Origin of the sequence: Streptomyces sp. NPDC046900, assembly GCF_040644975.1 — a bacterium.
Taxonomy (GTDB): domain Bacteria; phylum Actinomycetota; class Actinomycetes; order Streptomycetales; family Streptomycetaceae; genus Streptomyces.
In genome coordinates this window covers 36861-54827 of the sequence record NZ_JBEYXD010000058.1, presented here as the reverse complement: position 1 = coordinate 54827, position 17967 = coordinate 36861, and the positions used below count along the sequence as shown (strand labels likewise).

The following is a 17967-nucleotide window of genomic DNA, read 5'->3' as shown; positions in this document are numbered from 1 at the left end:
CGGGACCCGTCGAGCTCGTCGGCACCATCGGCCGGGCCGTCCTCGACGCTCTACACCCCGCCCGCCGCCGGCACCGCGTCAAGGCCCGCACCCGTTAAGAACCCCACCAGCAAATACGGGCCGAACGCAGGACAGCACCCCACGACCAGCCAGAACTACAGCATCCATACCGCCATCACGTTCTTCGAGCACGGGCTCGCGAACCGCTCACGGAAGTAAACGCAACGGTGTTGATCACTACATTCCGAAACGATCACTGAACGCGCACTCCAGAGCCTGTGCCGCTCGAAAATGCGATTCGGCGCTGTGAGCTGCGGCGAGGCCGTTCGGTCAGGCGATTCTCTGGTACTGGTTGATCGGGCCACCGAGGAGGGGTTGTCGCCGGATTCGGTGGGCCTGGAGGTCGGTGGCGGTGGCCGGTGTGGGTGGTTCGGCGTGGTTCGGGGGTAGTTGCCGCCGAGCCTGGTGGGGCCGGTGCCTGTTGTAGTGCCGGATGTACTCGCCAGGACCACTCGGGCGTGGGCCTCGTGGTAGAGCAAGATCCGGTCGAGGATCTCGCGGCGTAGGGTGCCCACGGCTCGCTCGCGGATCGCGTTCGCTCTCGGCGCTCGGGACGGGCTGAGCAGGATCTCCACGTCGTCGGCCTGGAAGACGGCGTCGAAGGCCTCGGTGTACGTGCTGTCCCGGTCCCGCGGGAGGAAGCCCGGCCAGTCCATGCGGCACCCCAGCGTCATGGCGAGGTCCCTGGCCTGCCGGACGGTCCAGGCGGCGGTGGGATGGGCGGTGACGCCGGCGAGATGGAGGCTCCGGATGTCGTGCTCGATGAAGACCAGGGCGTACAGGCGCTTGAGCGCCACGGCGTCGAGGTGCAGGAAATCGGCGGCAATGATGCCGTGGGCCTGGACGGTGAGGAACTGACGCCAGGTTGGGCTGGAGCGCTGCGGGGGGATCGATGCCGGCGGCGTGCAGAATCTGCCAGACCGTGGACAAAGCAATCGGGTAGCCGAGGCGGGCGAGCTCGCCTTGCATGCGCCGGTGGCCCCAGGCGCCGTTCTCCCGCGCCAGACGCAGGATGAGCTGCTTGACGGTGGATGCGGTGGACGGCCGGCCCGGGCGGCGGTGCCGGGGGAATGTCCACGTCCCGGCGACCAGTCGCCGGTGCCAGGCCAGCAACACCGCGGGCGTGACCGCGAAGGCCTGGCGCCACCGCGCGCGGGACCAGCCGGGAGAGGACGGCGAGCCAGATCCGGTCGGCGGGCTCGTAGCGGACCCGGGCGATCTGACGGCGCAGCACCGCGTTCTCGTGCCGCAGCGCCAACACCTCCGCATCCGTGGCCACGCGGCTGCGCAGGATGCCAGCGGGCACCGTGATCAGATTTCGGACCAGCGCGGTGACGATGGACAGCGGCATCGAAGGATCATCCCAGGCGCCGTGGAGGCCGTCGCCACGCGCGGAGAAGCTGCAGGCCAGAACAGGGACATCGTCTCGACGTCGCCGGCGTCTTCCGTCTCGACGGGCACGAGCTCCAGTTGCTGCGCTGGGAGCTGCAGGTCCACGATGACCAGCGACCCGGGGCAGGACACCAGCGAATCGCCGTACAGGCTGCACCTCTCGGGGGATCGTGCCGCCACAAGCGGCCCTTGCTGAGGCGACCGGCGACCAACCCGGCGGCGATCGCCCGGCCGCAGCATCGGCCTCACCGCACCCTGCGCAGCGCGGCACCCCTGCGGCCGCTCCCCGAACCGATCACCGATCCGGACCGGCTCGACCGCCTCAACACCCATCGACATGACTGACTCGGCGGCCTCTTCCATGAGTACGAACATGCAGCCTGCCCAGCTCGGACGTAATAATCGGCACCCGCAGGGTCTTCCTGCCGCTGCGCTCACGCCAGGCGGAGGACAGCCCCAAGACCCTCATGACGGCCCCCTGACCCGCCTAGCCGGGTCAGCCACGCAGGGGGCTCAACCGGCCCCGTAGTCATGGAAGCCGCGGCCGGTCTTCTTGCCGAGGAGACCGGCCTCGACCATGCGCAGCAGCAGCGGAGGCGGCGAGTACAGCGGCTCCTTGAACTCGGCGTACATCGACTCGGCGATCGCGTGCGTGGTGTCGAGTCCGATCAGGTCCGCGAGGGCCAGCGGGCCCATCGGGTGCGCGCAGCCGAGCACCATGCCCTGGTCGATGTCGGCGGCGGATGCGAAACCGGATTCGAGCATCCGGATCGCGGACAGCAGATACGGGATGAGCAGTGCGTTCACCACGAAGCCCGCGCGGTCCGTGGAACGGATGACCTGCTTGCCGAGCACCGTGGTGACGAAGTGCTCGGCGCGCTGCCGGGTCTGTTGGTCGGTCAGCAGCGAGGGCACCAGTTCCACCAGGGCGAGGACCGGGACAGGGTTGAAGAAGTGGATGCCGACGACCTGCTCGGGCCGGGCGGTGGCCATGCCGAGCTTCATGATCGGTATCGATGAGGTGTTGGAGGCGAGGATGGCGTCCTCGCGTTCGACGACCTTGTCCAGGGCCGCGAAGACGTCGACCTTGACCTGCTCGGTCTCCGCGACGGCCTCGACGACCAGGTCCCGGTCCGCGAACTCACCGAGGTCGGTGGTGAGACGCACCCGGGCGAGCGCCTGTTCGCGGTCCGCGTCGGACAGTTTTCCGCTGCGCACGCCGCGCGCCAGTGACTGTTCGATGCGCCGTCGCCCGGCGGCCAGCGCGTCGGGGCCGCTCTCGGCGACCAGGACGTCCAGGCCGGCCCTGGCGCTGACCTCGGCGATCCCCGAGCCCATCAGTCCGGCGCCCACGACGCCCATCCGGTGAAGGGTGTCCACGCGGTCATCTGTCCTTTCCCTGGCGGCCGACACCATCGGTCTCGGCAAATGGAGGTGTGTGCGTGTCGGGCAGCGCGGTCAGTTCCAGGTACGCGCCGTCCTGCCCGCCGGTCAGCAGCCGCTGGGTGCTGCCGATGAGGCGGCGCGTCGACCACGGGTGCGTGGTGCCCGCGGTGTGCGGGAGGTACAGCGGGAAGCAGCTCGATGCCACCTGGACACGGAGCCGGTGTCCCGGTTCGACCCGGTGTCCGGTGTCGCCGAGCTCGATGTGTGCCCGGTGCCATGCCTCGCCGTCGCCGTGCATCCGGTACGGCGCCTCCAGGATCCGCCTGCTGGTGCCGCCGGGTGCCACGTCGCAGAGCTTGACGACCAGGTGGCCCACGGCCGCGGTGGAGGTAACCGGCAGCACCAGCCTGACCGGGCCGGCCAGTTGCAGCGGGTGGCGGGAGGCCGTACCGGTGAAGGTCAGCACGTCCGGCCGCCGCTCTGCGCTCCGCTCGTCGGGCAGTGCGAGCAGGGGCCGCCACCAGTTGCAGTCGGTGGTCGGTACGAGGTTTTCGGGATCGTGTTCCCAGCTCGCCGAGGCGGGCGTCCCACCGGCTCGCCGGGACAGTGCTCCGCCTTCGGGGCCGGCCGTCGCGGCGCGGGCGTCGGTGAGGTGGAGCCGGAGGGTGACCGCTCCGGGCGGAGGCCAGCGCGTGGCCGCCCGTCGGCCGCCGCCGGTGCTCTCCCATCGGACGGACCAGGCGGGATCACCGCTCTCGCGCCTTCCGAGGTGCCGCAGCAGGAAGTCGATCACCGGGCCGAGCGAACGGTCCAGCATCGCCTCCCGGGCGGCCGGATCCGTGAGGTGGTCCGGGCTGCGCCCGTTCGCGGTGAGTACGTCGTCCTGGTGGTCGGTGGCGGTGGCGATCAGGTACTGCGGCGCGCCCGCCGTCTGCCGGGCCCGTCGCCAGTCGCGCAGCTGTCCGCTCTGGAACAGGTCGTACCAGCCCGTCCAGTGCAAGGTGGGCACCCGTCCATGCCCAGGGGCGCGGCCGTCGAACGCCGCCTGATGCCAGCGCCTGTCGGTGGGCGAGGCGGTGGCCCACTCGGACAGCGGCACTACCCCGGGTGTCGCGGTCACCGCGTCCAGCAGCTTCGCCAACGGCCGCTGGGACCAGTCGAACCGCGGCACCAGATTGGCGCGGTCGGCCCAGGTGGAGGTCAGCCACTCCACCATCGGCCCCAGCCTGAACACCCCGTTGCGGTTGACCAGTTCGCCACCGATGTCCGTGGTGGTCAGACGTGAGACGAGCGCCTTGACGGCCGGGTGGCCGCAGGCGACGGCTGCCCAGGCTGTGTAGCCGTAGTAGGAGTTGCCCCAGCAGCCCACCGTGCCGTCCGACCAGGGCTGTGCCGTGATCCACTCCAATGTGTCCCAGGCGTCGGGGACTTCGGTGGCGAAAGGCGCCGGGACGCCCTCGGAGCGGATCTTGCCGCGTACGTCCTGCGTCACCACGGCCAGTCCGGCCCCGGTCAACCTGGCCGCTATGTCCGGCAGCAGGGTGTCTGGGTGCGTCTTGTCGTACGGCGTGCGGATCAGCACCGCCGGGAACCTGGTCGGCGACGGCGGCAGGTGGACCTCGGTGTGCAGCCGGACGCCGTCCCGCATGGGCACCCGGAAGGGCTCCGCCTGCGGGACGGGCGTACCGAACGGCACGGGGACGGCCGTGCTCACCTGGAGTGCGCGGTGACGGACGTACCGGCCGGGACGTCCGGATCCAGGCCCTCATCGGCGCGGTCGACCACGGCACGCTCGGCCGTCAGGTCCAGCGACCGGCAGACCAGCAGATACAGGCCGGCCGATACGACCAGACCGACGATCATGGTGATGTCCAGACCGCCCAGCCACCGCGCCACCGGCCCCATGCTGTTGCCCACCACCGCGAACGGCATCATCGAGGCGAAGCCGACGGCGTAGGAGATCAGCCCGCGCCAGCTCCACCGTCCGTAGATGCCGCGCGGGTTGAAGATCTCCCGGATGGAGTAGTGGCCCCGGCGCACCACATAGAAGTCGACGAGGTTGATCGCCGTCCACGGGGTGAACAGATAGCCGAGGACGACGAGGAAGTTCTCGAACTCCGTGAGGAACGTCTCGTCGGAGCTGAAGGCGATCGCGGTGGACAGCAGGCCGATGACGATCAGCGTCGCCACTCGTTTGGCCACGGTGGGCCGGATCTGCCGGATCGAGTCCATGCTGGACAGCAGGGTCAGGCTGCCGCCGTAGAAGTTGAGCGTGCCGATGGTGATCAGCGGGACCACCGAGGCCAGCAGCAGCGTCATGCCGAATCCGTGGAACACCTCGTCACCGGCGGAGATGACCGACTCGACGAGGGCGAGTTTCGGGAAGAGCCCGGCGGCCACCGTGCCCACCAGCATCATCCACGCGCCGCCGATCGTCGCCCCGAGGTAGGTCCACCAGAACGAGGAGCGCACGCCCACCGTCGGTGGCAGATAGCGGGAGTAGTCGGAGACGTAGATCGCCCAGGAGAGCTGGTAGACGGCCGCTGTGAAGAACTGCACCAGGAAGGGCGCCAGCGCGAAGGCGCCCAGGTCGAGCTGGGCGGGGCTGAACGGGTCCACCACGACGATGCCCACGGTGAACACGACCAGTGCCACGAACATGAGGTACGTCAGCCAGCGCGACGCCCGGTGGATGAAGTCGTAGCCGACCACCGCCAGTACGATGCCCACCACCGCGTAGCCGATGTAGCTCGCCGAGTTGGGCACATGGGCGAGGTGCTCCAGCGTGCGGCCGACCAGGATCTGGTTGAACGCGGTGTAGCCGATGTACGTCACGAGCGCGGTGATCCACACCAGCAGAGCGCCGACGAACCCAAACTGCGGGCGGGACTGCACCATCTGCGGCAGCCCCAGCTGCGGTCCCTGGGTGGAGTGGAAGGCCATGAAGAACGTGCCGAAGGCGCTGCCGAGGACGACGGCGATCGCCGTCCAGATCAGATTGCCGCCGAGCGCGACGCCGATGGCGCCGGTTGCGACGGTGGCCAGGTGCGCGTCGCCGGCGAACCACACCGGGAACAGGTGCCATACCTTGCCGTGGCGCTCGGCGAGGGGGACGTAGTCGATGGAGCGGGTTTCGATGACGGGGCGGCCGCTGGCGAGCGGGGCTGGCGCCTGGGGGGATGTCGAGTTCGAGGTGACGGTCATGTCGGGTCCTCGGTGGATGGGTGGGTTGTCTGGTTGAGGGACGCGTACGCAAGCTGCTCAAGGAGCAGGGAGGACTCGCGCGGGGCGTCCGCCGCGGCGTCGATGACGCGCTTGGTGACTGCGACCGCGAGGGGCGGGAGTGCGGCCAGTTCGTCGGCGAGTCGCAGGGCGTGCTCCAGGTGCGCGCCCTCTTCGCTGACCTCGGTGAGCAGTCCCCAGGCGTGGGCTTCGGCGGCCGTCAGGCGGCGACCGCGCAGGACGAGTTCGCGGGCGCGGGCCGGACCGACGGCGCGGACCGTACGGTAGGTGCCGCCGGAGCTGGGCAGGATGCCGATGCCGACCTCGGGCAGGCCGAACTTGGCAGTCGGGTCCGCTATCCGGAAGTCGGTGGCGAGGGCCAGTTCCAGGCCGCCACCGAGGCAGTAGCCGGCGATGGCGGACACGGTGGGCTGCGGCAGGGCCGCCATCCTCTCGTATACCGCTCCGGAGTCGCGGTAGTACGCGGTGATGGCCTCGGGGGTCATCTCGCGCAGCTCGCCTGTGTCGGCGCCGGCCGAGAAGACCCGGTTGCCGCCGGTGAGAACGACCGCGCGGCTGGTGGTGACCGCCTTGTCGTCCAGGGCGCGCAGCAGCTCACGTTCCAGGTGCGTGGAGAGGGCGTTGAGTTTCGCCTCCCGGCGCAGCGTCAGCACGGCAGTGCTGCCGCTGCGCCGGATCTCGACGGTGCCGGCGGTCACGCCTGGGTGCTTCCGGCCGTCGGGAAGTCGAGCATGCCGAGGCCGCGCTTGCTGATCTCGTTGGCGATGACGAGGCGCTGGATCTCGGAAGTGCCCTCCCAGATGCGGTCGACGCGCAGTTCGCGGTACAGCCGCTCGACGGGGTAGTCGCGCATGTAGCCGCGGCCGCCGAAGATCTGCACCGCCCGGTCGATGACGCGGCCCGCGGCCTCGGAGGCGGACAGCTTGGCCATGGCCGCCTTGGCGTGCAGGGTCTTGCGGTCGCCTCCCTGGTCGAACTCCCAAGCCACCTGGTGGACGAAGGCGCGGTTGACGGCGATGTCGACGGCGGAGTCGGCGAGCATGGCCTGGATCAACTGGCGCTCGATCAGGGGCTGTCCGCCCTGCACGCGCTCGCGGGCCCACTCGGTGGCCAGGGCGAGCGCGCGCTCGGCGGCGCCCACCGTGCGGGCGCCGATCATCAGGCGCTCCTCCGTGAACCAGCTGCGGGTCAGGTCGTAGCCGCCGCCGACCTCGCCGAGGACCGCGTCCTTGCCGACTTCGACGCCCTCGAAGATGTATTCGGGGTGCTCGTAGACGAAGGTGTGCATGTAGCGGGGCACGCGCTTGAGACGGATGCCGGGCAGGTCCTTGTCGACGAGGAAGAGAGTGGGTGCCTTCTCTTCGCCGACGAGGGCGAGGACGAGGAAGAAGTCGGCGGCGTCGCCGACCGTGACGAACCACTTCTCGCCGTCGATGCGGTAGCCGTCCGCGGTTTCGGTGGCGGTGGTGGTGATGCCCTGCGGGTCGGAGCCGGCGTCGGCCTCGGTGATGGCGACGGCGTCACGGCGCTGTCCGAGGATGTCGGGGACGAGGTAGCGCTCGCGCTGTTCGGGGGTGCAGGCGGACAGGGCGTTGGCGGGCCGCCAGACCGTGTCCCACAAGGCGTTGGTGAGCTTGCCGAGCTCTTCCTGCACGACGACCTGCTCCAGGATGGTCAGACCGGCGCCGCCCCATTCGGTGGGCATGTTGACGGCCTGCAGTCCGCTGGCGAGCACCTCGTCGCGGATGCTGCGCAGCACCTCGGGCGACAGGCCGTTGCCGGCCTCGCAGGCGTCCTCGTGGATCACGATCTTGTCGGCGAGTGCGGCGGCGCGCTCCTTGAGCTCGGCCAGGCGCGGGGTGTACGCGAAGTCCATGACGGGTGTCTCCTTGTGACGTCGTGCGGCTGTGCGTGCAGGGGGTGTACGTGGTGCGGGCCGGCCTCGGTCCGGGTCAGGAGCCGAGGACAATGCGGGCGTCCAGGCCCAGGCAGCCCTTCGGCGTGGCGAGCAGAGGGTTGACCTCCAGCTCGGCGATCTCGGGGTGTGCGGCGGCGACGGCGGTGATGGCCTCGACCGCTCGGGCCGCGGCCGCGAGGTCCACGGCCGGCCGGCCTCGTACGCCGCGCAGCAGGGGCGCGGCGGTCAAGCGGTCCAGCAGCGCCTCCGCCTCGGCCGCGGTCACGGGCGCCAGCGCGAGTTGGATGTCGCGCAGCACCTCGGTGAAGATGCCGCCGAGGCCGACGAGCGCCACCGGGCCGAAGCGGGGGTCGCGCCGAACGCCGACGATGAGTTCGACGCCGTGAGCGGTGTCGGCCATGGCCTCGACGCAGTAACCGGGGGGGTCGAGGTGCCGCGTCATGTCGGCGTGCGCGGCCCGTACCGCGGCCTCGTCGGCGAGGCCGAGTGCGACACCGCCGGCGTCGGACTTGTGCAGCAGCCCCATGGCCTTGAGGACGACGGGCCCGCCGATCTCCCTGGCCGCCGTGGCCGCCTCGTCCTCGGTGCGGACCAGGTGGGCGGCGGGGAAGTCGAGGCCGCCCTGGCGCAGCAGTTCGCGGGCGCTCCAGTAGCCGTCGTCCGGGGCGGGGGCGGCGGGCCGCGGCAGCGCCGGTACATACGGGACGGGACGTGCGGCGCGCTCGGCGATCCGGCCGAGGACCTGGGCCGCGTGCTCCACGGAGCCGAAGACGCTCACGCCCTGGTCGTGCAGCTCCCTGGCCGCGGGGCGCTCCGCGTACATGGTGTGGAATGCGACCGGCTTGCCATGGGCGCGGATGTGTTCGGCCATTACGCGGGCGGTGACGGTCTCGGCGTCCGCGAGCGCCTCGCCGTAGCCGCCGTAGCCGCCGAAGTAGCCGGTGACCAGGACGGCGTCGACCTCGTCGGCGCTCAGGGCCAGGTCGAGGACCCGGCCGAAGGAAGTGATGTCCTGCTCCCCTGCTCCGGCGAGGTCGACCGGGTTCGCGGTGCCGGCGGAGGGCGGGAGCTCGGCGGCCAGACCGGAGATGAGGTCGGCACCGAACTCCGGGACCAGCAAGCCGTGCGCCTCGGCGACGTCGCTGGCGAGCGAAGCGTGGCCACCGCCGTCCGCGATGACGGCGACGCGCGGCCCGCCGCCGCGGCGGTTGCGGTGCAGCGCGCCGAGCAGATGGGCGAGTTCGGCGACGGTGGTGACGCGATCCACGCCGGCGGCGCGGCACGCGGCATCGATGACGGCGGAGTCGCTGGTCAGGGCTCCGGTGTGGGAGCGGGCGCCGCGCATGGACGCCTGTCCGGCGCCGACGGTGAGCAGGACGACGGGCTTCCCGGCGCGTACGGCGTCGGCCGCGGCGCGGGCGAAGGCGCGCCCGTCGCCGAAGTCCTCGCAGTACAGGGCGATCAGTTCGGTGCAGTCGTGCTCGGTGTAGCTGCGGATGAGGTCGGCGGCGGTGAGGTCGGCCTGGTTGCCGAGGGAGGCGAACCGGGAGAAGCCGAGGCCGTCCCGTTCCAGATGGCGGCTGAGCTCAAGCGCCATGTTGCCGCTCTGGGAGACGAAGCCGACGGGACCGGCGGGCATGTCATTGGAGGCCAGGCGCAGCCCGCTGGTGGTGTCGAGCACGCCAAGGCAGTTAGGGCCGAGCAGCACCGCGCCGGCCTGCCGTATGCGCTCGGCCAGGGCCGCCTCGCGCTGCCGGCCCTCCTCGCCAAGCTCGGCGAAGCCGGCGGTGATGCCGACGATGGCACGAGCACCGGCAGCGAGCGCGTCGTCGACGGCGTCCGCGAAGCCGGCGGCGGGGACGGCGACCACGGCAAGGTCCACGCCGCCCGGCGCGTCGACGGCGCGGCGGTGCACGGAGCGGCCGAGTACCGGCTCGCCGCGACGGTTGACCAGGTGGACGGGGCGCTGGTGGTCGCTGCGCAGCGCCTGGACCGCGATCCAATTACCGTACTTGGTCTGGTCGTTGCTGGCGCCGATGACGGCGACCGAGGCCGGGTCGAAGAGTGCGGAGAGATCGCGAACGGCGGCGGGCACGGCCGCGCCGTCGGGAAGCGTGAGGGTCACGGGGCCACCTCCAGGGCGTCCAGGCTGTCCGGGGAGTCGGAGGTGTCCGAGTCGGGGGTGTGCAGGGTGTGCAGGGTCTCCAGGCCCGGGACCGGATGCCCGGTGCCCCAGGCGTCGGCGCCGCCGTCGACGATGATCGTCGTACCGGTGACATACGAGCCGCCGGGCGAGGCGAGGAAGGACACGAGCCCGGAGACCTCCTCGGGGCGGCCGAACCGACCGAGCGGGACGGCCTGCTCCCACGTGCGGCGGTCCTCCTCGCCGTAGGCGGCCTCCATCCCCTCAGTGGCGATGGTGCCGGGAGCGACACACACGGTGCGGATGCCGTAGCGACTCCACTCGAGGGACAGCCCGGCGGCGAGGTTCTCCAGGGCGGCACGGGCGGAGGTGGCGTGCACCATGCCCGGGATACCGCGCCGCGGGGAGAAGGCCATGAAGAACACGGCTCCGGAGCGGTTCGGGATCATCGAGCGGACGGCGACCTCACGTGTCATGGCCCAGCCGGCGTCGACGGCGAGATCGTGCACCGCGCGCCAGCCCTTGGAGGTGATCTCCTCGGCGGGGGCGGTGAACTGGCCACCGGCGTTGTTAACGAGCACGTCGATGCGGCCGAACGCCTCAAGGGCGACGTCCACGACGTGGGTGACCGCACTCTCCTCGCGGATGTTCGCGGGCACGGCCACGCAGGTGCCGCCGGCGGCCGCGATCTCGGCGCGTACGTCCGCCAGGGGGCCAGGGCGGCGGCCGCAGACCACGACCTGCGCCCCGCAAGCGGCGAAGTCAATGGCAACGGCCCGGCCGATGCCGGTGCCTCCACCCGTGATCAGCACGACCTTGCCGTCGTGCACGTCAGGGCGCAGTGGTGTCGTCCCCACGGTGCTCTCTTTCTGTGCCGGGATCCAGGCCTCCGGCCATGCGCGCATTCCGGCATTCAGGCATGCGGACATGCGGGAATACGGGGCGGCTGGCATGGGCGTGCGGCTGTCGGCCCGGAGCGGCACATTGACTGACTGATGCGTCGGTTGGGAATTGCCCTCACTGTGGGATGCTTCGAAGGCACTGTCAATAGGCTGCACCACCTGGGATTTTCGCTGGATGCAGAACATCGGCCGACACCCGCACACACCAGGGGTATTGCGATTTTAGCAATTCAGGCACTACGGTGCGGCACCATGGACGAGACAGCGCAACGCGTGCGCCGTGTGGTCAACGCCGTCGCGGACACGCACCGGGAGTTCGCCGCACACATCGGCCTCGAGCCGACCAAGCTCTCCAAGTCGCTTCAGGGCAACCGACGCTTCACAGCGGAGGAGTTGTCGGCCATCGCCGCTGCGGGTGGAGTGAGCGTCGACTGGCTGGTGCACGGCCAGGGCACGGGACCGGTCCCTGCGGCCGAGCAGCCGCACGCCGAACCGGCGCGGACGGCCGCCGACTCGGAACGGTCGGGCGACGAGCGCCGCCGCACCGAGTTCCTTGAGGCAGCCTGGAAACTGATCTCCGAGCAGGGCTATCACGCGGTACGGATCGCCGACATCGCCCGCGCCTGCGGCACCAGCAGCGGAGCCGTGCACTACTACTTCCCCACGAAGCAAGACGTGCTCAGCGCGGCACTGCTGCACTGCGTCGAGAGCGCCTTCGAGCGGCAGAGCGCCGAGCTCAAGGCCGTGGACAGCGCCCATGAACGCCTGCTGAAGCTCATCGACATGCAACTGCCCGCGCAGGGCCGGGTCAGGGACGAGTGGCTGGTCTGGCTGCAGTTCTGGGCCGAGACGGCGCTGCGCCCCGAACTGCGCACGATCCACAACGACTTCTACGCCCGGTGGCGGGAGGCCGTGGTCCGGATCATCCGGCGGGGGCAACGGCAGGGCCAGTTCCGCGCCGACGCCGACGCCGAACAGCTCGCGCTGGGCATCACCGCGCTCACCGACGGCCTGGCCATCCAGGTGCTGACGGAAGCACCGCAAGTGACGGCCGACCGGATGCGCGGCGTCCTGCTGGACTTCATCGAGCGCGAACTCCTCGCGCGGACAGGGGAATCCCTTGACAGCACCGACGCCTGACCACGCCGGAGCCATAGCCGCCGGAGCAGCCCGGGCCCTCCGGGAACACCCCGACCGTCGGCACGGAGCCGCCGCCGCGACCACCGGCATCAGTGAGGTCGCGAGCCGGGTGCGGGCCAACCTAGCGGCCTTCGAACGGCGCCAGGCCCCCGCACCGCAGGGCACACGACGCGCCGGCGTGTGCCTCACGCTCTTCGCACACCGCGGCGAGGCTCACGTCCTGCTGATCAAACGGGTCGCCCGCGGTCGCAACGCCGGCCAGTGGGCCCTGCCCGGCGGTCGGCTGGACGGCGCGGAGACCCCGGTGCGGGCGGCACTGCGCGAACTGGCCGAGGAAACCGGGATCCAGGCAGGCCCAGCCGAGGTGGCCGGTCTGCTCGACGACTTCGTCACCGACTCCGGCTTCGTCATCAGCCCGGTCGTCGTGATCCCACGAGTGCCGGTGACTCCCGCACGCGACGAACGCGAGGTCCACTCGCTGCACCCCATCCCGCTCCGCAGGCTCACCGACCCCGGCATCCCGCGCTGGCGCACCGACTGCGACGGCCGGCCTCTGCTGCAGATGCCGCTGCGCCGTGGAATGGTGGTGCACGCGCCGACGGGCGCACTGCTGTGGCAGTTTCGCGAGGTGGCCTTGCTCGGGCGCTCCACACGCGTGGCCGACCTGGCGCAGCCGGCCTTCACCCGCACGTGACCGGCACCCCTGCGGGCCAGGTCACTCGCATCCTTGTATCTGTGCGTGCCGACAACCCCCGTCCCCCTATGCGACCTGCACGTATTCGTGGATGAGGCCGTCGAGGCGGTCCCGCCGGAGGATGCGCGATGGGCCATCGGCGGCGGGCGGTTCGGGCGCGCCGATACTGTCGGGGCATCGCTGGCCGAGTGATCGGTGAGGCCGATGTCCGTTGTGGCGGCTGGCGTACTCATCAAGGACGAGGCGCAGGTGCCGCTCGCCGGTGATCAGGACGCGGTCGGTGGCCTCGCGTCGGCAGGATCCGACCCAGCACTCGGCGATCGCATTCATCCGGGGCGCACCGGAAAGGATGGGCACCACGCGGGCGCCGACGGCGGTGAAGACCTGTAGGGTGCCAGAAGTCACGTACGGCCTCTGATCAGGCACTTTCCGGCTCCAGGCGATCATGGCAGGCTCGGGATGCATGGCGCTGCGCATGATCTACCTGGCCCTCCTCCGGCTCCTTGGACTGCTCCTGCTGCTGTCACGCTCGGAAGAGGCCAAGGACGTCGAACTGCTCGCGCTGCGCCACGAGAACGCGGTGCTGCGCCGACGGCTCGGCGTCCGGCCGCGCCTTGCCTGGCCGGACCGCGCCATGCTCGCAGCCCTCGCCCGGCACTTGCCGTTCCACCTGCGCAGGCACCGCTTGGTCACCCCCGGCACCCTGCTTGCCTGGCACCGCCGACTGCTCCGCTGGAAGTGGAGACAGAAACCTGCGCCAACCGGCCGCCCGCCGATCTCCGAGGAACTCACCGCCCTCATCCTTCGCCTGGCCCGCCAGAACCCCACCTGGGGCTACACCCGCATTCAAGGTGAGCTGCGCCGTCTCGGCCACCGCGTCGGCGCATCCACCATCCGCCGCGTCCTGCGCAGCGCTGGCCTCGGCCCGGCACCCCGCCGGAGCCCCAACGCAGCGCCCACGTGGCGCGAGTTCCTGCGCGCCCAGGCCTCCGGCCTGCTCGCCGCGGACTTCTTCCACGTCGACACCGTGACCCTGAAGCGGCTGTACGTGTTCTTCGCCCTGGAGACGGGCACCCGCACCGTGCACATCCTCGGCGTCACCGCCCACCCCACCGCAACCTGGGCCACCCAACTCGCCAGGAATCTTCTCGCCGACCTCGGCGACCGGACCTCAAGCTTCCGCTACCTGCTACGCGACCGTGACAGCCGCTACACCGAAGCGTTCGACGTGGTCTTCACCGCCGACGGCATCGAGATCCTCAAGAGCGCGCCCCAGGCGCCAAAGATGAACGCCCACGCCGAAAGGTTCATACGCACCGCTCGAGCCGAGTGCATCGACCGGCTACTGATCTACAACGAGCAGCACCTGCGGCGCGTCCTCGCCGAGTATGCCGAGCACTACGACCGCGGGCGGCCCCACCGGGCCCTGCAACTTCGCGCTCCCGCCGACGACCCGGACGTCATCCCGTTCCCAGCCCAGCGGATCCAGTGCCACGACATCCTCGGCGGCCTCATCCACGAGTACCGAGACACCGCTTGAAGAAACTCGCGTCACGTAGCGAACGCCCAGGTCAGCGCACATCCGGAGCTTTTGGAACCCTACAGGGGCAGGGCAGATAGGCCGCTGAGGCCTCTCGTCCAAAGGCTCAGTCCTGCTGTATGCCTGAAGGCCGGCAGTCGAGAACACGAGCCTGGACCAAGGATTTGTGCTGAGCAGCGAGTTCTTGCTGTTCCCGTTCGATCTGCAGCCCGGTGTGGCGGGCCGAGCAGCGTGGCTGTTGGGCTGAACTCCGCAGGTCGTAGTCGAAGAAGCTGACCAGGAAGATGCCGGCGGTGCCGGGCCGGCGTAGGTAGCGGGCCACCAGTTGATCGGCCAGCGCGGTGGGCAGTCCAGGGTTCCAGCAGCCCTTGCACTCGATGACCACCGTGAGGGCTCAGCATCCCACGAGGGGTCTGCCGCCTGGAGATGGATATCTGTGCGGCCTCCTCCAACGCCCGGGCGGTCGACGTGGTGATCCTCGCGGCTGACCAGCAGCGCCGTTACGGCGAGCTTCGCCTCCGGATCGAACGCGCGGAGCAGAAGTGAGGTCCACTCACCGAGGGGCTCCTGACGTCTGGCCGACGCGCGCCTGATCTGGGCGAATTGGGCAGTGGGCTACTGGTAGACCGTGGTGATGGGTGTGGAGACGCTGGTGCCACTGTTGGGGGCGGAGTAGGAGATGGTCCACAGCGCTGGTGTCTTGTTCGGGTAGCCGTACAGGGAGCCGCCGTTGTCGCAACCGTAGTTCAGGCGCTGCCCCGCCAAAGTGGTGGTACCGCCGCCGGCGAAGGAGCAGCGGGCGCCCGTTGACCAGGACGATGGTGATCGGTTCGATGTCCGGTCCGCCGGGCATGTGATCGTTGTTGCCGGGAAAGCCCTGTGGGACCGACAGTTCGACCATGTAGTCGGGGTCTTCGTCCATACACAGCGCGCTGGTGTCCTCGGGATTTGAGTCCGGGGAGAAACACGGGTCGAGGATCCGGTCACCAGCGGCGCAGCGCCAAGCGTCCGTGCGCATGGTGGATTCGGCTGTGCCAAAGCAGGAGCCGCTGGCCCGGCCGGTGATGGTGATGCCGTTCGCAGGGTGCCGTCCAGGGACCAGGGGCTCATCGTGACCACCTGCGTCTGCGTAGCCCGCACGGACGAGGCAGCGGCGGTCGGAGTGGTCTGCGGCGCGGGAGAGTCGGCGGGACGGCCGATGGGCGAGCCGGAGGCCGCCGGTGCGGCGGCAGGGGTGGATCGGACAGCGGTCGCCTGCGGGGGGCTGGTTGCCGCGCGCGTGGGCATGGCCAGGGGCCAGCGCGAACCAGGTGCCCGTTGCTGACGCGGCGAACACTGCGGCCGCCACAACGGTGAGATAGGCGCGCCTGCTGGGACGGCGTGTCGTGGTAGTGGGCCAGGCCGGGTCTTCGACGGTTGGGGGGTGCCACTGCTCGGCGAGCAGTTTCGGGACCTCGGTGGGCCGGTCGTAGTACGCGCCGAGGACTTGGGTCGCCTGCTCGCCAAGCAGTTCGGTGGTCTTCTCCGCGACGGCCGCGGCAGGCAGGCGGTGGGCCGGGGCTTTGGCGAGGCAGGAGGGCGTTCAACTCGTTGGGGACACCCGCGAGGTCAGGCTCGCCGTTGGAGTACGCGGAAGGCAACGGCCTCGGCGGTGCCGGTGCCGAAGGGGTGGCGGCCGGTGGCCGCGAAGGCGAGCAGCGCGCCCCAGGCGAAGACGTCCCCGGGCGGCCCGGCGCTGCCGTCCCGGTAGTACTCGGGACTGAGCCAGCCCGGGGTCCCGGTCAGCATGCCGCTGCGGGTGACCGCGGTGCCGTCGGCGTCGTGGGCGATGCCGAAGTCCAGCACCCGCGGCCCGTCCGGGGCCAGGATCACATTCGCGGGCTTCAGGTCGCGGTGAACCACCCCGGCTGCGTGCACGGCCGCCAGCGCCCTGGCGGTGCCAGCGGCGAACAGGTGCAACCGGATCCCGGCCAGCGGCCCATGTGCCGCCGCATGCTGAGAGAGCGTCAGGCCGGGCACGTAGGCAGTGGCAAGCCACGGGGTCTCTGCCTCGGGATCGGCATCCAGCAGCGGCACCAGGCACGGACCCGAAACCCGCGCCAGCACCTGCACCCCGCGGCGGAACCGGGCACGGAACTGCTCATCCGCTACCTGCCCGGCATGCACGACCTTCACCGCCACCCGCTCACCCCGCTCCCCCACCGCGGCATACACCGTGCCCATCCCACCCGCGCCCAGCACCCCGACCACCCGGTAGCGCCCGATCCGGACCGGATCCCAAGCACGACGAGCAGCAATCAGCGACACGAACCACAACCCCCGCCGACAGCGATATGTGTACGAGATGTGAACCTTAGCGAGCATTTCTGGACGTCGTAGGCCAGTTGGCGCCAGCTGAGATCTACCCGTGCCTTGCATGCCAGCGGTCTCCCCCGCGGTGCGGAGCTCGCTGACCTCTTCGGCGACCAGGCGCGCTGCACGGGCGTGATTCAGGCTGATCTGCTGAGCGATCTGGTCGGCGTCGGCCAGGCCCTCGGTCTTCAGGTCCAAGCCGGTCAGGCGGCCGCGTTGCAGGCCCGCACCGCCCTATCCGCACCGGCGCCACCTTCGGGTGAACCCTGGGGCGGCCGGGTCGTCAGGAGCGCCACGCGGCGCTATTTTCGAACACATGAACGATTGGCGTGATGCGGAAGAGGTCCCGCTCCCGACTCCGGACCAGGTGCCGGCCGGGGATGACGTGGAGTTCAACCGCACCGGCCTCTGGCTCACGCTCAGCCGGGAAGGCCGACGGCAGAGGACGCAAGTCATCCAATACCGCAACCTGCCGGACGGAACCCGGGCCATCCTCACGATCGTCGACTGGCCGACACCGTCGATCCGCATGGTGTGGGTCGCATGGGATCCCGACCGCATGAGCCTCGAGTACACCTCGGGGACCGTTCTCGCGACAGCGGAGGCCGTACCGCGGGAGGGCGATGCCCGAGCGATCGCCACCGACAAGATGCTCGACTGCTTCACGGGCCTTCCCACGTCGTACTGGCCGCACAAAGACGTCGAGGTGCGGGTCGGCGGCTTCTGGCGTCCCGGCAAGCTCCGCAGTCTCTTCCACGGGCCGAACGGCCGGGCGGTGGCCTTGGTGATGACGTCACTGTACGAACCGGAATGGGGAGCCTGGGTCACGTTCCAGCGGATGTACCACTGGGACCCCGAGGCGATCAGACCGGCCCACGCCGACCAGCCCAAACAAATCTAGAACCGAATGCATGAACGCGAGCTCGCCGTCCCGCTTCGGCGCGTCTGAGCGCCTGACGGCGGCTGGTAACGCCGAGCTTGCGGTAGATGTCCTTCAGGTGCGACTCACCGTGTTGATCGAGACGAACATCTCCGCGTCGATCTCGGCGGCAGTGAGCATCTCGGCCAGATGCCTGAGCACGTCCACTTCGCGCTCTGACAGCAGCTCAGCCGCGGCCGCGGGCCGTGGAGCGGGCACGGCGCTCGTGATGATGCTCCGAACGAAGTCGTGATGCCTGGTGCGTCGCCCGCATCGGG

General features: G+C 70.3%; 17 protein-coding genes and 1 pseudogene. 4 read left to right on the top strand and 14 right to left on the bottom strand.

The genetic code is table 11. The features are described from left to right. Positions 1-330: 330 nt before the first annotated feature. The 9 genes and pseudogenes from ABZ904_RS36250 to ABZ904_RS36210 all read right to left on the bottom strand — a co-directional run bounded on the left by ABZ904_RS36250 (position 331) and on the right by ABZ904_RS36210 (position 10999). Positions 331-1411: pseudogene (locus ABZ904_RS36250) on the bottom strand (integrase core domain-containing protein). After that, positions 1372-1815 carry a hypothetical protein gene (locus ABZ904_RS36245; protein ID WP_361001473.1) on the bottom strand — a complete coding sequence of 148 codons (444 nt, stop codon included), beginning with the start codon at positions 1813-1815 and terminating at the stop codon, positions 1372-1374. Before ABZ904_RS36245 ends, ABZ904_RS36250 begins: the two are co-directional and overlap by 40 nt. 150 nt (positions 1816-1965) lie before the next feature. Further along, positions 1966-2832 carry a 3-hydroxybutyryl-CoA dehydrogenase gene (locus tag ABZ904_RS36240; RefSeq protein ID WP_361001470.1) on the bottom strand — a complete coding sequence of 289 codons (867 nt, stop codon included), beginning with the start codon at positions 2830-2832 and terminating at the stop codon, positions 1966-1968. A 4-nt stretch (positions 2833-2836) separates the two neighbouring features. Continuing rightward, positions 2837-4552 (bottom strand): CocE/NonD family hydrolase, encoded by a 1716-nt coding sequence (locus tag ABZ904_RS36235; protein ID WP_361828271.1) that lies wholly within the window; start codon positions 4550-4552, stop codon positions 2837-2839. Continuing rightward, complete coding sequence (locus tag ABZ904_RS36230; RefSeq protein WP_361001464.1) at positions 4549-6042, bottom strand: cytosine permease; 1494 nt, start codon at positions 6040-6042, stop codon at positions 4549-4551. The genes ABZ904_RS36235 and ABZ904_RS36230 overlap by 4 nt, the downstream gene beginning before the upstream one ends. Beyond that, positions 6039-6779, bottom strand: coding sequence for an enoyl-CoA hydratase/isomerase family protein (locus ABZ904_RS36225; RefSeq protein WP_361828268.1), 741 nt, complete (start codon positions 6777-6779; stop codon positions 6039-6041). The genes ABZ904_RS36230 and ABZ904_RS36225 overlap by 4 nt, the downstream gene beginning before the upstream one ends. Then, the gene (locus ABZ904_RS36220) at positions 6776-7957 is read right to left on the bottom strand and encodes an acyl-CoA dehydrogenase family protein (protein ID WP_361828265.1); all 1182 of its coding nucleotides are present in this window, start codon (positions 7955-7957) and stop codon (positions 6776-6778) included. The genes ABZ904_RS36225 and ABZ904_RS36220 overlap by 4 nt, the downstream gene beginning before the upstream one ends. Positions 7958-8033: 76 nt before the next feature. Then, a complete protein-coding gene (locus ABZ904_RS36215; RefSeq protein WP_361001455.1) occupies positions 8034-10124 on the bottom strand; it encodes an acetate--CoA ligase family protein in 2091 nt (696 codons plus the stop codon). Further along, a complete protein-coding gene (locus ABZ904_RS36210; protein WP_361828262.1) occupies positions 10121-10999 on the bottom strand; it encodes an SDR family oxidoreductase in 879 nt (292 codons plus the stop codon). The genes ABZ904_RS36215 and ABZ904_RS36210 overlap by 4 nt, the downstream gene beginning before the upstream one ends. A gap of 297 nt (positions 11000-11296) precedes the next feature. Between ABZ904_RS36210 and ABZ904_RS36205 the strand changes: the two genes are divergently transcribed. Next, entirely contained in the window at positions 11297-12184 is an 888-nt protein-coding gene (locus ABZ904_RS36205) for a TetR/AcrR family transcriptional regulator (RefSeq protein ID WP_361001449.1), read from the top strand. Then, the gene (locus ABZ904_RS36200; protein ID WP_361001446.1) at positions 12165-12878 is read left to right on the top strand and encodes a CoA pyrophosphatase; all 714 of its coding nucleotides are present in this window, start codon (positions 12165-12167) and stop codon (positions 12876-12878) included. The genes ABZ904_RS36205 and ABZ904_RS36200 overlap by 20 nt, the downstream gene beginning before the upstream one ends. Positions 12879-12944: 66 nt before the next feature. On the opposite strand, the gene ABZ904_RS36195 is transcribed toward ABZ904_RS36200, so the two are convergent. Beyond that, positions 12945-13355 carry an integrase core domain-containing protein gene (locus tag ABZ904_RS36195; RefSeq protein WP_361828258.1) on the bottom strand — a complete coding sequence of 137 codons (411 nt, stop codon included), beginning with the start codon at positions 13353-13355 and terminating at the stop codon, positions 12945-12947. Here ABZ904_RS36195 and ABZ904_RS36190 point away from each other — a divergent pair. After that, on the top strand, positions 13342-14418 hold the full coding sequence (locus ABZ904_RS36190) for an integrase core domain-containing protein (protein WP_361828255.1): 1077 nt from the start codon (positions 13342-13344) through the stop codon (positions 14416-14418). The genes ABZ904_RS36195 and ABZ904_RS36190 overlap by 14 nt on opposite strands. 106 nt (positions 14419-14524) lie before the next feature. Here ABZ904_RS36190 and ABZ904_RS36185 read toward each other — a convergent pair whose 3' ends face one another. The 3 genes from ABZ904_RS36185 to ABZ904_RS36175 all read right to left on the bottom strand — a co-directional run bounded on the left by ABZ904_RS36185 (position 14525) and on the right by ABZ904_RS36175 (position 16968). Beyond that, the gene (locus tag ABZ904_RS36185; protein WP_361001438.1) at positions 14525-14803 is read right to left on the bottom strand and encodes a hypothetical protein; all 279 of its coding nucleotides are present in this window, start codon (positions 14801-14803) and stop codon (positions 14525-14527) included. A gap of 230 nt (positions 14804-15033) precedes the next feature. Continuing rightward, positions 15034-15183 (bottom strand): hypothetical protein, encoded by a 150-nt coding sequence (locus ABZ904_RS36180; protein WP_361001435.1) that lies wholly within the window; start codon positions 15181-15183, stop codon positions 15034-15036. Between the two features lie 843 nt (positions 15184-16026). Then, positions 16027-16968 (bottom strand): serine/threonine-protein kinase, encoded by a 942-nt coding sequence (locus ABZ904_RS36175; RefSeq protein ID WP_361828251.1) that lies wholly within the window; start codon positions 16966-16968, stop codon positions 16027-16029. 118 nt (positions 16969-17086) lie between these two features. On the opposite strand from ABZ904_RS36175, the gene ABZ904_RS36170 reads away from it, so the two are divergent. Continuing rightward, positions 17087-17671: a hypothetical protein gene (locus ABZ904_RS36170; protein ID WP_361001431.1), complete on the top strand. Its 585-nt coding sequence runs from the start codon at positions 17087-17089 to the stop codon at positions 17669-17671. A gap of 93 nt (positions 17672-17764) precedes the next feature. On the opposite strand, the gene ABZ904_RS36165 is transcribed toward ABZ904_RS36170, so the two are convergent. Beyond that, positions 17765-17908, bottom strand: coding sequence for a LuxR C-terminal-related transcriptional regulator (locus ABZ904_RS36165; protein ID WP_361001428.1), 144 nt, complete (start codon positions 17906-17908; stop codon positions 17765-17767). Positions 17909-17967 lie beyond the last annotated feature (59 nt).